Here is a 14,810-nt window from a genome sequence, read left to right as displayed (position 1 = left end):
ATGAAAGACATCATCAAGAACATATACCCACTGGGCTTCCCATGGCAAACGCAGGATCCTTTTTTATTTTGTGTCTACCACCTGGACCATTATCCAAAAGGTAATGAAGAAATGGGACCTGCCGCATCCCTCGAAGGTCGAAATTTGGGTAATGACTTTACCATAAAAGATGGATGGCGGATGTACCACGGACAGACCATCCCTGGCTTTCCCTATCATCCCCATAGAGGGTTTGAGACCATTACCATTGTCAATAAAGGGTATTGTGACCATTCTGACTCTTTAGGGGCAGCAGGTCGCTTTGGAGAGGGAGACGTACAGTGGATGACGGCAGGAAGAGGAGTGCAACATTCAGAAATGTTCCCGTTGCTCAAAACTGAGGAGGACAACCCCTTGGAGCTTTTCCAAATCTGGCTGAACCTACCCAAGGCAAATAAATTTGTAGAACCCCATTTTGCCATGTTGTGGCATGAAGATATCCCCGTTATAAAAAGCAATGGTAGCACTGTTAAGGTTATGGCAGGGAGCTTCAAAGGCAATAAGGCCCCTAAACCGGCCCCAAATTCTTGGGCTGCCGATCCAGAAAATGAAGTGGCAGTTTGGAATATTTATTTGGATCCCAATACCGAATTTGTTTTACCGGCCACTAGCGGTCCAATACACAGAAGCCTCTATTTTTATGATGGGGACCACTGTACGGTAAGCGATGAAAAAATCACCCCTAACCACGGGATCGATCTGCATTCGGACCAAGAGGTAGTCTTAAGAAGTGGAGCTAAAAAAGCCTCTTTTTTAATGTTACAAGGGAAACCCATAAATGAGCCCGTTGCCAAATATGGGCCTTTTGTGATGAATACAGACCAAGAAATACAACAGGCAATGCAAGAATACCAGTTGACCCAGTTTGGAGGGTGGCCTTGGCCCTATTCCGATAATGTACACGATCGTAACAAAGGGAGGTTTGCCCAATACCCCGATGGCACATTGGTAGAGAAATAAACACAAGTGAAATATTTCATCACATGATTGAAGCTTTACGGCTACTTCTTGATTTAGGTTTGGTTGTTTTGATTTGGATGGTACAACTCGTAGTATATCCAAGTTTTAAATACTATTCCGCTTCTGATCTGGTCCGATGGCACCAAACCTATACCGTCCGTATTACCTATATCGTTATGCCCCTAATGACGGGCCAATTACTGGTAAGCGGATTCCAGGTCTATACTGGCCAATCATTTTATTCGGTCGGAAGTTTTATGTTGGTGCTATCCCTTTGGGCTATTACATTTTCCATATTCGTACCCATACATGGAAAAATAGGATCCAACTCCTTTATCCCAGAAGATTTACATCTGCTGGAAAAAAGAAATTGGATTCGTACTTTTTTATGGAGTTTGATTTTTGTTTGGAGTGTCTTGGAAATATACCTTTCCTTAACTAGACCCTAACAATCTTAGCACCAATGGCTCTAAGACGTTCATCTATATTCTCATAACCCCTATCTATCTGTTCAATATTATGAATGGTAGAGACTCCTTTTGCTGATAAAGCGGCTATCAACAAAGAAATTCCTGCCCTAATATCCGGAGATACCATAGTGGTTGCTTTTAAAGTCGATTTAAAGTCATGGCCTATAATGGTGGCCCTATGTGGATCGCAGAGGATAATTTTAGCGCCCATATCTATTAGTTTATCCACGAAGAACAAACGACTTTCGAACATTTTTTGATGCACCAATATTTCACCTTTGGCCTGCGTTGCCATTACTAGGATAATACTCAATAAATCTGGTGTAAGTCCCGGCCAGGGAGCATCTGCAATGGTTAAAATAGAACCATCTATATAATTCTGTATTTCGTATCCATCCTTGTGTGCGGGAATGTAGATATCATCTCCCTTGCGTTCCAAAGTGATTCCCAGCTTTCTGAAAACCGTCGGAATTTGGCCCAAATTGTCCCAACTTACATTCTTAATGGTAAGTTCACTTTTGGTCATTGCGGCAAGACCTATCCAACTCCCTATCTCAATCATATCCGGAAGCATCGTATGTTCCGTTCCGCCTAATTTTTCAACTCCTTCAATTTTCAACAAATTAGAGCCTACCCCAGTGATCTTCGCACCCATTCTATTGAGCATCTTGCACAATTGTTGTAGGTAAGGTTCACATGCGGCATTGTAAATTGTGGTTTCCCCTTCTGCCAATACGGCTGCCATCAAAATGTTGGCCGTACCCGTAACCGAAGCCTCATCAAGAAGCATATAGATCCCTTTTAATTTCTTGGCCTCTACCCCATAAAAAAGTTCTTCCTTATTATACCTAAATTTAGCGCCTAATTTTATCAACCCTTCAAAATGGGTATCCAAACGACGACGCCCAATTTTATCACCTCCTGGTTTAGGAATATATCCTTTACCAAAACGCGCCAATAAAGGCCCTACCAACATAATGGAACCCCTAAGGCCCCTACCATCCTTTTTGAATTGGTCAGATTGGAGGTAATCCAAGTTCACATCGTCGGCCTTGAAGGTAAATGATCCTTTCCCTTTCTTTTGGATTTTTACTCCCAAGTCCTCCAATAAGGATATCAGTTTATTGACATCAACGATGTCCGGAATGTTGTTTATTGTTACTCTTTCTGGAGTCAGTAGTACGGCACACAAAATTTGTAATGCCTCATTTTTTGCTCCTTGTGGTGTTATTTCACCATGTAGTTGGTGACCACCTTCAATCCTAAATGTTCCCATTTACGTTGAAAATATTAGTATCGCTTTTTACCGCGGTTAGTATTGCTTCTTTGGTTCTTTTTTGGACTGCTGCTCCTAGGGGTTTTGGCAACCCTGTTCTTTAGGAACTGTCCGCTTTCGGTAAGATTCTCGCCTTTTAAGTCGATTTGCCCATCACTCAATTCATACAAATGCTTGAAAATGGCGTTATCGTCTACCACATCTTTGTTCCAATTCAGGTAACATTTCTTCATGTGATTTGCTATGGCGTATTCCAGACCATCCCTCATGTCCCCTTTTTCCCATTCCACGGCAACATCGATCATTCTCTTGATGTTGTTCCCATAAAAACGATATTTTGGAAAATTCTGTGGGTAGGCCAAGGGATCTGGTTTTTTCCGAAGTACCTCCTTACTCGTAATAGGATAAGGAGAGTCTACGTCCAATTTAAAATCGGACATGATGAACAACTGGTCCCATAACTTATGTTGAAAATCGGGAACATCCCTCAAATGGGGTTGTATATTACCCATAACACTAATGATAGCCTGGGCAATTTTGTTGCGTTCCTCTCTGTCCTCAATGGATATGGCATGATCAACCATTTTTTGGAAATGTCTTCCGTACTCGGGAATAATGAGCTGCGAGCGCTCAGTATTATACTCTATGTTTTCTACTAGATTCAAATTAAAAGAATTTGCTTAAAAGTTATTATAAGTGAAGTAAGCTTTACTAGGTCTGCAAATTAACAAAAATATGGTACAAATACTATTATTAAAGTGATATAACCCCCTTAACCTTCCCTACTTCCTTATATTTTTCAATTACTGCATCGGGATTTTTAAGGTGTACGGTAATGGACAAACTGGTGTATTTTCCTTTTTTTGATTGTTTGGATTCAATTACTGCACCAGTATTATCGAAGATTTTGTGGATCTGTACAATCCGTTCCCCTTCTGTTGGAACAATAAATTTATAGAGGTAATTGGTGGGCCAAGAACTGGTTTCCTCCAATTGGATTTTTAGCTTTCTGTAAAATTCGTCAGATTTTTCAGTGTCCATATTTTTCTTTTTACAAATATAAAGTAACCGTTGCAATTTTTTACGCTAGTAGCTATTTCATTAACTTTGCATCATAAAATATTTTTATTGGAGCCAAAAAAGATTGTTATCACAGGCGGACCTAGTACCGGAAAAACATCCATAGTTGAAAAAATTGAATTAATGGGTCTACCATGTATTCATGAAATCTCTAGAAGTATTACCCTGCAAGCCAGAGAACAAGGCATACAACAATTGTTTGTGACGGATCCCCTGTTGTTCAGCAAAAAATTGACTGAAGGAAGAATCAAGCAGTTTTTTGAAGCCTCAAAAATACCTGCCGAATATGTATTTATGGATCGTGGATTACCCGATGTTGTTGCCTACATGGACTGTTTTGACCAAGAATATGACGAAAGTTTCATAGAGGCCTGTGAGACCTACACCTATGACACCGTATTTCTCTTGCCCCCATGGAAGGAAATTTATGCTACGGACGGCGAACGATATGAAAATTATGATGAGGCCTTACGTATTCATGATTGTTTGGAGGCGAGTTATCAAAAATATGGGTATAAAACCATACATGTTCCCAAGGGCACAGTAGCGGAAAGATTATCCTTTATTTTAAATAAAGTAAAAAACTAATTGTGGTTAAAGACCCTCATGAGATTTTAGAAAAATATTGGGGCTTTTCTCAATTCAGGGGATCGCAGGAACAAATTATTGACACCGTAATCCAAGGACGGGATGTACTCGCCCTTCTCCCCACTGGTGGCGGAAAATCATTGTGTTATCAAGTCCCTGCTATGGTCAAAGACGGCCTATGTATAGTGGTGTCTCCTTTAATCGCATTGATCCAAAACCAAGTGGACGCATTGAAGAACAAGGGCATTAAAGCCCTGGCGCTTACCGGTGGTATTTCTTTTAATGAAGTTATAGATCTCCTCGATAATTGCCTCTATGGCAATTACAAGTTCCTATATCTGTCCCCGGAACGGCTACAACAAGAGTTGGTACAGGAACGCATTCAACAAATGAATGTAAATCTTATCGCCATAGATGAAGCCCACTGCATCTCCCAATGGGGCAACGATTTTAGACCTGCTTATCTAAATTGCAATGTTTTAAGGGAGCTATTACCGGAAACTCCTATCATAGCCCTTACGGCAACTGCCACTCCCAAAGTGGCAGAAGATATAACGGAGAACCTTCAATTATCCGCTGCTGCAGTTTATAAAGACTCTTTTTCCAGAGACAATATTTCTTTTCATGTACAGTGGAACGAGGATAAAAAGTTCCAACTAAAAAAACTCTGTCATAGGCTACAAAAAAGTGCTATTGTTTATGTTAGGACAAGAAGGTCCGCCCAAGAGCTTTCCGATTTTCTCAATGCGCATAAATTAGCGACCACTTTTTTTCATGGGGGCAATCCTAAAAAAGAAAAAACAAAGCGACTACAATTATGGCTGGAGAATAAAGTACAGGTAATGGTGGCCACTAATGCTTTTGGCATGGGAATAGACAAGCCCGATGTAGAACTTGTGGTCCACTATCAGATTCCTGACAGTCTGGAGAATTATTTCCAAGAAGCAGGGAGGGCCGGGAGAGATGGCAATCCTGCCAAGGCGGTCATGGTGCTCAACCAGGCTGATGAAAACCAAGTAAAACAGCAATTCTTAAGCGTACTTCCCGATATTGATTTTCTAAAACTGCTCTACAAAAAATTAAATAACTATTTCCAGATTTCATACGGAGAAGGAACTGCCGAAACTTTTCATTTTCATTTCAATAAATTTTGTGACACCTATAAACTAAATACGGCCCTTACTTATAATGGGCTTCGGATACTAGATCAAAATTCTGTGATTTCGCTTTCTGAATCCTTTACCAAAAAAATAACCCTTCAATTTATTGCAACAAAGGGCCAAGTATTTTACTATTTGGAAAACCATAAGGCCATTGCTCCACTGATACAGACCATCCTGAGAACCTATGGGGGCATTTTTGAACATCCTACAAAGATCAATCCTTTATTAATCTCCAAAAAAACAAATATCCCAGAGGAGAAAATCCATCAAACCCTGGAACAATTGAATACGGATGGGATTGTTGACTATAAGGCTCAAAGCAGTGATCTGGAAATTATTTTTCTAGTACCACGGGAAGACGACAGGACCATTAATATCTTCGCTAGAAAAGTAAAGGAGCAGCAACAGGTTAAAATTAATAATATTGAAAGTATATTGGCCTATGTCAATAACAAAAAGGTCTGTAGAAGCACACAATTACTCCACTATTTCGGTGAGGAACGGAAGGCTTGCGGCAATTGTGATGTTTGCCTTAGCAAAAACAAGATCGATACAGATATCCAAAAATTGGTAGCAGGGGATATTTTGAAAATACTGCGCCAAGGCAATCAGACTTCAAAAAACCTGACCTTGGCACTTACTTATAAGGAAGATACCATTTTGATTGTATTGCAGGGCCTACTGGAAGATGGTCATGTTGCCATCACCTCAAAAAACGAATATAAAATAACATAACATGGAAGCATTACGAATCGTATTTATGGGAACGCCCGATTTTGCGGTGGCTATTTTGGACAAGCTCGTCCAAAACTCCTATAATGTAGTAGGGGTGATCACAGCGCCTGATAAGCCGGCCGGACGGGGAAGGAAGCTCAATGAATCTGCAGTAAAACAATATGCCACAGCACATAATCTGCCAGTTTTACAGCCCACCAATTTAAAGGATGAGGCATTCTTATCCGAATTAAAGGGACTGAACGCCAATTTGCAAATCATAGTGGCATTTAGAATGCTGCCTAGAGCGGTATGGGAAATGCCTAAATATGGCACCTTTAACCTGCATGCATCCCTCCTGCCCCATTATAGGGGTGCAGCTCCCATCAATTGGGCGATCATGAACGGGGAGACAGAAACCGGGGTCACTACCTTTTATATAGATGACAAGATTGATACCGGTGAAATAATACTTCAAGAAAAAACTTCTATTGATCCTGATGAAACTGCTGGGGAGCTCCATGATAAATTAATGCACCTGGGAGCTTCGCTGGTTCAAAAAACCGTTGAACTCATAAAGTCCAACCAAGTAAAACCCATTAAGCAACCTCAGACAGGAGACTTAAAATTGGCCTACAAAATACACAAAGAGACTTGCCAAGTTGATTGGTCCCTTTCTATATCCAATATTTTTAACCATATCAGGGGCTTAAGCCCCTATCCTGCTGCCTGGACTACTTTATATAATGGAGATGAAGAACTATTCCTTAAGATCTATGCGGCTACCAAAGAAGAACAGGAACACCAATTGGAAACCGGGCAATTGATATTTGATAAAAAAAACCTAAAAGTTGCGGTTGAAGGTGGATATATTCAACTCAGGGAAATTCAATTACCAGGAAAACGAAAAATGGCTACACATGAAGTCTTAAATGGCCTTAATTTGTTAAAAAACGCTTATGTACGCTAAACCCTTGCTACCAAAGGGCTGATAGAAATGTAGAAAAAACCCTACTTTATCAACAAACGCCCGAAGTTATCAACAAAATAAGGGATTTCCCTTGATTTTACTTGCGTTAACCACAAATCCGTATAAATTTGTTAGAGTACAAAAAATTATTTTAACAACAATTAATTTAATTCAATTATGAACAAAACAGAATTAATCGATGCAATGGCAGCTGACGCTGGCATCACAAAAGCAGCAGCTAAGAAATCTTTAGAGTCTTTTTTAGGAAATGTTGAAGGAGCTCTTAAAAAAGGTGACAGAGTTTCTTTAGTTGGTTTCGGATCTTGGTCTGTATCAAAAAGAGAAGCAAGAGAAGGTAGAAATCCACAAACTGGAAAGACTATCCAAATTGCAGCTAAAAACGTTGTGAAGTTTAAAGCAGGTGCTGAATTAGCAGGTGCAGTAAACTAATTTATATTCCATAAATTTGAAAAAGGCACTCCTAAAATGGAGTGCCTTTTTGTTTTTAAAGGGATTTGTCTTATTTTTAAGTAAAATCAATGTGTAATGGTCAGCATTAAACCAAAAAAAGGGAAGCTTTTAATCGCAGAACCGACACTTACTGGCGATGTTTCTTTTAACAGGTCGGTAGTATTGATTGCCGAACACAATTTAGAAGGCTCCGTTGGCTTTATTCTCAACAAACCTTTGATGTATAGTATTAATGAATTGGTCACCGAGATTAGCGTACCCTTCCAGGTATACAATGGTGGCCCTGTGGAACAGGACAACTTATACTTCATACATAAGGTTCCCCATCTAATTGCAGAAAGTATAGAGATATCTCATGGTATCTTTTGGGGAGGCAACTTCGAAAATATTGTTGATCTTATCAATAAAGGTCATATTACAGAAAAGGATATCCGATTCTTCTTGGGCTATTCTGGCTGGAACTCTTTACAGTTGGATCAAGAGCTCACCTCCAAATCATGGGTAGTTGTGCACAACAAATACAAAAGTGATATCATCCACAAATCGGCCAATACATTTTGGAAAGAAAAAATGATCGAGCTGGGAGGAGATTATGTCCTATGGTCCAATTTTCCGGAAAACCCCAATCTTAACTAACCTAGCCTAGCGGCAGCATTAAGCTTACCCAATAAATCTGAAGCCACTTTGGTTTCAAAATTCTTTTTGCGATACCTGGTAATGGGTTGAATCCCTACTATGGCATTGGTAATAAACAATTCATCGGCCTTTTGAAGTTCAAAAGGGGAAATTGATGCCTCCTCTAAGGTATAGGCTTCCAATTTTCCGACCATTTCTATCAATTTCTTTCTAATAATGCCATTGAGACATCCGTCCTTTTTGGGAGGCGTTTTGATCGTGTTGCCCATTACCAAAAATAGATTGCCATTTAAAGCTTCCACTACTTGTTTTTGGTTGTTTAACAATAAACAATTCTGGTACCCATTTTCCTCTGCATAAATACTTCCAACAACGTTTATGGCCTTGTTATTGGACTTTAAGGTAGAAAGCATGTCCGGGTTCACATAAAAATCTTTGAACAGCTCCACTACATAATCTTGTTGGTGTATCATGTAAAATGGTGAATCTAACTCCCCAGCCTCCATGATATAGGATATTTCATTGGTTTCTGGCAAATAATACCCGCCATTGTTTCTAAATACTGAAAAACGCACTCGGGCAGGAGCATTTTCCAAACCGTTGGATGCAATAGTGTTCAACAGTTGCTCTTCTAAAAATTCCATGGTAAAGTTCATGGGAATCTCCATACGCATAATCCGCATTGAGGCCATAAGGCGAAGGTAATGGTCTTCCCAAAAGAAAATTTTCCCATTGACAACCCTAATGGTTTCAAAGAGTCCATCACCATACCTCAGCCCTCTGTTTTCATGATTGAGGAAAAGTGTGTCTTGAGATAGGATGTCACCATTAAAATTAACCATAAAAAAAGCCTTGAAAATTCAAGGCGCAAAGATATTGTTTTATGGTCTAAAATCTTTAGGAAGAACCTAAAACTTGCTTAAGACTTGAGATTTGGTTTTCCCAAAGCATCTTAGCTTCATCTACCTCATCCTCATCCGCAAAATCTGTAATGAACAAGGATACGTCAGATGTTATTTCATCTACTATAATCCTCATTTCAAAATAAGCATCATCCTCTGCCTCTACCCACGCAAAACGAACAAATTCATCACTTTTTCTCTTTAATAATTTAGCTTCTTCTTCTGACCCATCCCATATGAAAGTAAACAACTCCCCTCTTGAGTTTACATTATCTGCAAACCACTCTGATAAGCCAGATGGGGTGGAAATATATTGATATAATAGGGGTTGAGATGATTGTATCACAAACTCAACTTCGAACTTCACTTTATCACTCATTCTATATAATGTTTTCGTCGGACAATATATATATTTCTACATGATAAAAAAATAATTGCCCAATATTATTTTTTACCATTTGAATTTTGATTGGGAAGAAATTTAACTATATATTTGCACCCGCTTAAAACGGCAATGGCGAGGTAGCTCAGTTGGTTAGAGCGTCGGATTCATAACCCGGAGGTCGGGGGATCGTGCCCCCCTCTCGCTACAAGGTTTAAACCTCAATTACAAAAACGGATTGGTCAACACCAATCCGTTTATTTGTGCACCATTGTTGGAGTTATATTTCTGTACATGTATGTAAGTGAAATTGGTAAAGTATGGCCACTGAGCCCAATCTAATAGAAGTCGGTATACGCTGCAAAAACCTGTACCAACCTTATTGAATATCAGCCTTCTGCATTTCAGATAAATATTTTTATTAAATATATAAGCAATCTTAAAATAACATAATTTCGCCAACTAAAATTTGAAGTTATGTTCATTAAAATATTAAAAGTTAGCTTGATCTGTTTCTTGGTAATCGGATTAACAACGGGATGTAGCTCCACTGTACATGTGTCTGCAAAAAATTCTGCCCCGGGACAGGTTAAAAAAGCAACAGGCAGCAAATCGGCGAAAGCCTATGCCCCTGGTCAGCAGAAGAAAAATAAATATTAGGATACCATATTTCCACGGTGCTATAAGATTGTAACACGGAAAAAGTTGCGAAATAAAAAAGGTGGCCTATACTTAGACCACCTTTTGATTATCATGTAAATACGTTTAGGTTATTAATCCTAAACCCAGTATGCTTTAGGCCAAGTCGAACCGATCAAGGTTCATTACCTTTGTCCATGCGGCCACAAAATCTATAACAAATTTCATTTGGGAGTCCGCACAAGCATAAACCTCAGCTAATGCTCGTAACTCGGAGTTTGATCCAAAAATTAAATCAACACGCGTTCCTGTCCATTTTACGGTACCCGTTTTCCTATCCATTCCCTCAAAAACATCATCATCATCTGATATTGCCTTCCAAGTAGTTCCCATATCCAAAAGATTTACAAAGTAATCATTGGTCAACGAACCTGGAGTATTCGTAAATACCCCATGCTTGGAGTGGTCAAAATTGGCATTCAAAACACGCATCCCTCCAACCAAGACAGTCATTTCTGAAGCGGTCAAGGTCATCAATTGGGCCTTATCCACTAAAAGCTCTTCCGCTTTAAGGGTCAAGCCAGATCTCACATAATTACGGAAACCATCCGCCCGCGGTTCCAAGGCTTCAAATGCTTCTGCATCGGTTTGTTCTGCAGTTGCGTCGGAACGCCCAGCTGAAAAAGGCACTTGGATGTCGTGTCCGGCATCTTTTGCTGCCTTTTCAACCGCGGCAGAACCTGCCAAAACAATTAAATCTGCCAATGAAATCCTTTTGTTTCCTGTTTGGGCGTTATTGAATTTCTCTCGAATTTCCTCTAATGTCTTTAAAACCTTAGCCAATTGTTGAGGATTGTTCACTTTCCAATCCCTTTGTGGTGCCAATCTAACACGGGCTCCATTTGCTCCACCACGTTTATCTGACCCACGAAAGGTCGATGCCGATGCCCAAGCGGTAGAAACCAATTCGGAAACGGATAAACCTGACCCTAGAATAGTTTGTTTTAAATCTTCTGCATCATTTTCATTGATCAATGCATGATCAATAGCAGGAACGGGATCCTGCCATATTAATTCTTCCTGGGGCACTTCTGGACCTAAATAACGCTCTATGGGTCCCATATCGCGGTGGGTCAGTTTAAACCATGCCCTCTTGTAGGCATCGGCAAACTCTTCAGGGTTGTCCAAAAAGTGTCTGGAAATTTTTTCATAAGCAGGGTCCATGCGCAGTGACAGATCTGTCACCAGCATAAAAGGCGCATGTTTCTTTTCTGGATCGTGAGCATCTGGTACGGTTCCAGCACCGGCGTCTCCCACGGGCTTATATTGCCATGCGCCACCCGGACTTTTGGTCAGCTCCCACTCATAACCAAATAAGTTCTCAAAGTAGGTATGGCTCCATTTTGTGGGTGTATTGGTCCAAGCACCTTCCAAACCACTTGTAATAGTATCAGCACCTACTCCGGTTCCAAAGTTATTTTTCCAACCCATGCCCTGCATTTCAATAGAGGCCCCTGCTGGTTCTGGCTCTAACCATTCCGTATCTTTAGCAGCACCGTGGGTTTTTCCAAAGGTGTGCCCTCCTGCAATAAGAGCAACGGTCTCATAATCGTTCATTGCCATACGGCCAAATGTCTCACGTATATAATGCGCTGCCTCAACTGGATCGGGGTTGGCATTATGTCCTTCAGGATTCACATAAATCAGTCCCATATGGGCAGCACCCAAAGGATTTTCCAATTCTCCTTTTTCATTATATCTCTCTTTGTTTCCAAGCCATTCGGTCTCCGAGCCCCAATATATATCTTCTTCGGGTTGCCAAATATCCTCACGCCCACCGGCAAAGCCGAACATAGGCAATCCCATAGATTCATGTGCACAGTTTCCTGCCAAGATCATTAAATCTGCCCAAGAAATTTTCTTTCCATATTTCTGCTTAATTGGCCATAACAAGAGTCTTGCCTTGTCAAGATTTGCATTGTCTGGCCAACTGTTTAAAGGAGCAAAGCGTTGAGATCCTGATCCAGCTCCACCACGGCCGTCCCCAATTCTGTAAGTACCTGCACTATGCCAAGCCATACGAATAAAAAACGGACCATAATGGCCATAATCTGCAGGCCACCAGTCTTGGCTATCTGTCATTAGGTCATACAAGTCTTGTTTAATGGCTTTCAAATCCAAGGATTTAAATTCTTCCGCATAATTAAAATCCTCATCCATGGGATCCACCAAAGTGGAGTGCTGTCTTAAGATGTTTAATTTTAATTGATTGGGCCACCAATCTCTGATATTGGTCCCACCTCCTGCGGCTTGGTTCATTTCCCCGTTTAAAAAAGGGCATCGAGCAGCCTCAGAACTGTTAACGTCGTAAACGTGACCCTTGGAGCTTTTATTTTTATCTTCCATTTTTATGATTTTTTATAATATTTTACTTAGGATTATAAATTTACCAAATAAAATAGTTATCCAAAGGACTATCATCATAGATAATGCCTATGGCTCATTTTCTACCTCTATAAAATCTGGGGTGATAAGAATTGTTTTGAAAAAAGCGGTTATGCCATTTTAATGGTGAATCGTGGCAACGAACGATTGCCTTAGTAACTTACTATTAGATGCATAAAATAGAGCGTTTTTCTATCCGAAAGTGAAGGGTTACAACAACTAAATGTATTGGGAACTAATACATTTCATTTGAAAATTCTTAAGAAATAGGCTAACTTGAGGGAACAATTATTACTAAAAGTCACGAATCAACTCTAAACCTATTATACTTATTATGAATTTAAAATACATACCCTACGGCTTTATACTTGGATTATTAATTGGCATTATTTACAGTGCTGTAACTGGGAACATGGGGTATGGAGTTTCCTTTGGCTCCTTATTTGGATTAATTATTGGTGTGGTGGCGGGTGTTGTTACAGATGAATTAAAAAAGTAAATCTGTTCATAGTTGACTAATTGACCACTCACTTAAATATAAGTGAAGTTTAGGCCATAAGAATTTGTACAGTAGAATCAGTATAATTTATTTTTTACATTCATTTATTCATGGAAACTAAGTTGGAATATGTTTTAACGCATTCACATAAAGCTGAAATGATTTCTTATATGAACTCACATCCGGAGTTTTATGATGAGGCCATTCACCTCGCCATTGCCGATAAACAACCCTATTCATGGAGGGCCGCTTGGCTGTTATGGAGCTGTATTGAGCAAAACGACCCTCGTGTACAAAATCATATTCAGCGTATCTTAGATAATATCAGTAATAAGCCGGACGGTCATCAGCGCGAATTAATAAAAATCCTTCTGGAAATGGATCTTAATGAGGAACAGGAAGGCTATTTGTACGATTTGTGTGTGTCTTTATGGAAACAAACGGAAAAGAAACCTTCAGTACGGTTTACTGCCTTTAAATACATCCGAAAAATTGCCCATAAATACCCTGAACTAAACAACGAATTAGTACTGCTGGCCCAAGAAAAGTATTTGGAATCCCTCTCACCTACTGCAAAAAAGTCTATCTTGAAATTATTAAATTGAACCTGGGTAGTATCATAGAAGAGATAACTTCTAAAAGAATTGTTCATTATGATATTAATAATAGGTAATAGGTAGGGAAGAATATACCCAATAACTAAATAGAATAAAGCTATTAAACAAGGTAGGTCAATTTTGACACCAAAAACAAACATGGAAACAAGGCGCCAAGCATTAAAGGGGTGTCGTATTAGTTTTCTGGAAAGTAAAAAATGTGCGATGTATACATGCTACCTTGAATTTGATAAAAATAAAAACCTACTTTTCATTTAAATAAATTAACTTAAGGGTTTGAAATCAAAGATCTTATGCGTCCTTTTAATTGAAATGAGGAGCTATTGATCTTAAGGAATATAATCATTAGGTAGTCTTCTTCAATAATTAAATGAAGATAGCCAGCTGAAAACATATGTGGTTGAAAGTCCAATTGTATGCTTTTAAGGATTTATGAAGTGGTTAAATCTTAAGTAGAAGGTTAGGAAATGTATGATGTTCTTAGAGTAGACTTCATAAGTCCAGTTCCTAAAAGACGTGCAACTAGTATTTATTGAAACGAACCGTACCAAAAATAAATAAGATGAAAAATGAAGCACCAAAATGGTCTAAAAACGAACTGAAGACCTATATCCTTTTGCTTTGTGCTAAAGCAGATTGGAAAGAAACACCAGAAGAAATTGAATTAATTAAATCAAAAAGCACCAAAGAAATCTTCGATCGTCTTTACAAAGAAATAAGCAACGATAACGAGGATATGAGTCTGGATAAAATTGAAGCTGCCGTGGAAAGGCTTCATTTTTCCACTATGGAACTCCTAGAGATCAAAAAAGAGATACAAGAAGTTTTTAATTCAGACAAAGATTTCTCCTTAAAAGAACAATATATTGATGAAATTCTGGATAACTTAATTTATTGAACCTTTGTTCATTCATTAAAGGTACAAACTACTCTCTGGGTTATAATTAAAAAGTTAAGCT

The 14,810-nt window shown here is 39.2% G+C and carries 17 protein-coding genes and 1 tRNA gene; 12 read left to right on the top strand and 6 right to left on the bottom strand.

The features are described from left to right. Both SB49_RS02745 and SB49_RS02740 read left to right on the top strand, forming a co-directional pair. The gene (locus SB49_RS02745) at positions 1 to 999 is read left to right on the top strand and encodes a pirin family protein (protein WP_062053623.1); all 999 of its coding nucleotides are present in this window, start codon (positions 1 to 3) and stop codon (positions 997 to 999) included. 23 nt (positions 1,000 to 1,022) lie between these two features. Further along, positions 1,023 to 1,448: a hypothetical protein gene (locus SB49_RS02740; RefSeq protein WP_062053621.1), complete on the top strand. Its 426-nt coding sequence runs from the start codon at positions 1,023 to 1,025 to the stop codon at positions 1,446 to 1,448. Here the strand turns inward: SB49_RS02740 and murA are convergent. The 3 genes from murA to SB49_RS02725 form a co-directional block, all read right to left on the bottom strand. Then, positions 1,438 to 2,745: a UDP-N-acetylglucosamine 1-carboxyvinyltransferase gene (gene murA, locus SB49_RS02735; protein ID WP_062053619.1), complete on the bottom strand. Its 1,308-nt coding sequence runs from the start codon at positions 2,743 to 2,745 to the stop codon at positions 1,438 to 1,440. The two genes, SB49_RS02740 and murA, sit on opposite strands and share 11 nt — an antisense overlap. Positions 2,746 to 2,759: 14 nt before the next feature. Next, positions 2,760 to 3,410 carry a DUF4290 domain-containing protein gene (locus SB49_RS02730; RefSeq protein WP_062053617.1) on the bottom strand — a complete coding sequence of 217 codons (651 nt, stop codon included), beginning with the start codon at positions 3,408 to 3,410 and terminating at the stop codon, positions 2,760 to 2,762. An 88-nt stretch (positions 3,411 to 3,498) separates the two neighbouring features. Then, complete coding sequence (locus tag SB49_RS02725) at positions 3,499 to 3,786, bottom strand: DUF493 family protein (RefSeq protein WP_062053615.1); 288 nt, start codon at positions 3,784 to 3,786, stop codon at positions 3,499 to 3,501. An 87-nt stretch (positions 3,787 to 3,873) separates the two neighbouring features. Between SB49_RS02725 and SB49_RS02720 the strand changes: the two genes are divergently transcribed. From SB49_RS02720 to SB49_RS02700, 5 genes are all read left to right on the top strand, one after another. Then, the gene (locus SB49_RS02720; RefSeq protein ID WP_062058782.1) at positions 3,874 to 4,413 is read left to right on the top strand and encodes an AAA family ATPase; all 540 of its coding nucleotides are present in this window, start codon (positions 3,874 to 3,876) and stop codon (positions 4,411 to 4,413) included. A gap of 2 nt (positions 4,414 to 4,415) precedes the next feature. Continuing rightward, on the top strand, positions 4,416 to 6,311 hold the full coding sequence (locus SB49_RS02715) for a RecQ family ATP-dependent DNA helicase (RefSeq protein ID WP_062053613.1): 1,896 nt from the start codon (positions 4,416 to 4,418) through the stop codon (positions 6,309 to 6,311). Position 6,312: 1 nt separating this feature from the next. Next, positions 6,313 to 7,260 carry a methionyl-tRNA formyltransferase gene (fmt, locus tag SB49_RS02710; protein ID WP_062053611.1) on the top strand — a complete coding sequence of 316 codons (948 nt, stop codon included), beginning with the start codon at positions 6,313 to 6,315 and terminating at the stop codon, positions 7,258 to 7,260. Positions 7,261 to 7,437: 177 nt separating this feature from the next. Continuing rightward, entirely contained in the window at positions 7,438 to 7,710 is a 273-nt protein-coding gene (locus SB49_RS02705) for an HU family DNA-binding protein (protein WP_062053609.1), read from the top strand. Positions 7,711 to 7,806: 96 nt separating this feature from the next. Continuing rightward, on the top strand, positions 7,807 to 8,367 hold the full coding sequence (locus SB49_RS02700) for a YqgE/AlgH family protein (protein ID WP_062053607.1): 561 nt from the start codon (positions 7,807 to 7,809) through the stop codon (positions 8,365 to 8,367). Here the strand turns inward: SB49_RS02700 and SB49_RS02695 are convergent. Together SB49_RS02695 and SB49_RS02690 are read right to left on the bottom strand one after the other, a co-directional pair. Then, the gene (locus tag SB49_RS02695) at positions 8,364 to 9,209 is read right to left on the bottom strand and encodes an aminotransferase class IV (protein WP_062053605.1); all 846 of its coding nucleotides are present in this window, start codon (positions 9,207 to 9,209) and stop codon (positions 8,364 to 8,366) included. The two genes, SB49_RS02700 and SB49_RS02695, sit on opposite strands and share 4 nt — an antisense overlap. A 55-nt stretch (positions 9,210 to 9,264) precedes the next feature. Continuing rightward, positions 9,265 to 9,648 (bottom strand): START-like domain-containing protein, encoded by a 384-nt coding sequence (locus SB49_RS02690; protein ID WP_062053603.1) that lies wholly within the window; start codon positions 9,646 to 9,648, stop codon positions 9,265 to 9,267. Between the two features lie 137 nt (positions 9,649 to 9,785). Here SB49_RS02690 and SB49_RS02685 point away from each other — a divergent pair. After that, positions 9,786 to 9,859, top strand: a tRNA-Met gene (locus SB49_RS02685). Positions 9,860 to 10,128: 269 nt separating this feature from the next. Continuing rightward, positions 10,129 to 10,311, top strand: coding sequence for a hypothetical protein (locus SB49_RS02680; RefSeq protein WP_062053601.1), 183 nt, complete (start codon positions 10,129 to 10,131; stop codon positions 10,309 to 10,311). A 135-nt stretch (positions 10,312 to 10,446) separates the two neighbouring features. On the opposite strand, the gene katG is transcribed toward SB49_RS02680, so the two are convergent. After that, positions 10,447 to 12,696: a catalase/peroxidase HPI gene (gene katG / locus SB49_RS02675; RefSeq protein WP_062053599.1), complete on the bottom strand. Its 2,250-nt coding sequence runs from the start codon at positions 12,694 to 12,696 to the stop codon at positions 10,447 to 10,449. A gap of 373 nt (positions 12,697 to 13,069) precedes the next feature. Here katG and SB49_RS16000 point away from each other — a divergent pair, with 373 nt between their 5' ends. The 3 genes from SB49_RS16000 to SB49_RS02665 all read left to right on the top strand — a co-directional run bounded on the left by SB49_RS16000 (position 13,070) and on the right by SB49_RS02665 (position 14,749). Then, on the top strand, positions 13,070 to 13,234 hold the full coding sequence (locus tag SB49_RS16000) for a hypothetical protein (protein ID WP_156036436.1): 165 nt from the start codon (positions 13,070 to 13,072) through the stop codon (positions 13,232 to 13,234). Positions 13,235 to 13,344: 110 nt separating this feature from the next. Then, a complete protein-coding gene (locus SB49_RS02670) occupies positions 13,345 to 13,839 on the top strand; it encodes a hypothetical protein (RefSeq protein WP_062053597.1) in 495 nt (164 codons plus the stop codon). A 574-nt stretch (positions 13,840 to 14,413) separates the two neighbouring features. Further along, positions 14,414 to 14,749 carry a hypothetical protein gene (locus SB49_RS02665; protein ID WP_062053595.1) on the top strand — a complete coding sequence of 112 codons (336 nt, stop codon included), beginning with the start codon at positions 14,414 to 14,416 and terminating at the stop codon, positions 14,747 to 14,749. The last annotated feature ends 61 nt before the right edge of the window (positions 14,750 to 14,810 follow it).

Origin of the sequence: Sediminicola sp. YIK13 (assembly GCF_001430825.1) — a bacterium.
Lineage (GTDB): Bacteria > Bacteroidota > Bacteroidia > Flavobacteriales > Flavobacteriaceae > Sediminicola.
Note: the sequence above shows the minus strand (reverse complement) of the source record. Positions and strands in the feature narration are given on the sequence as shown.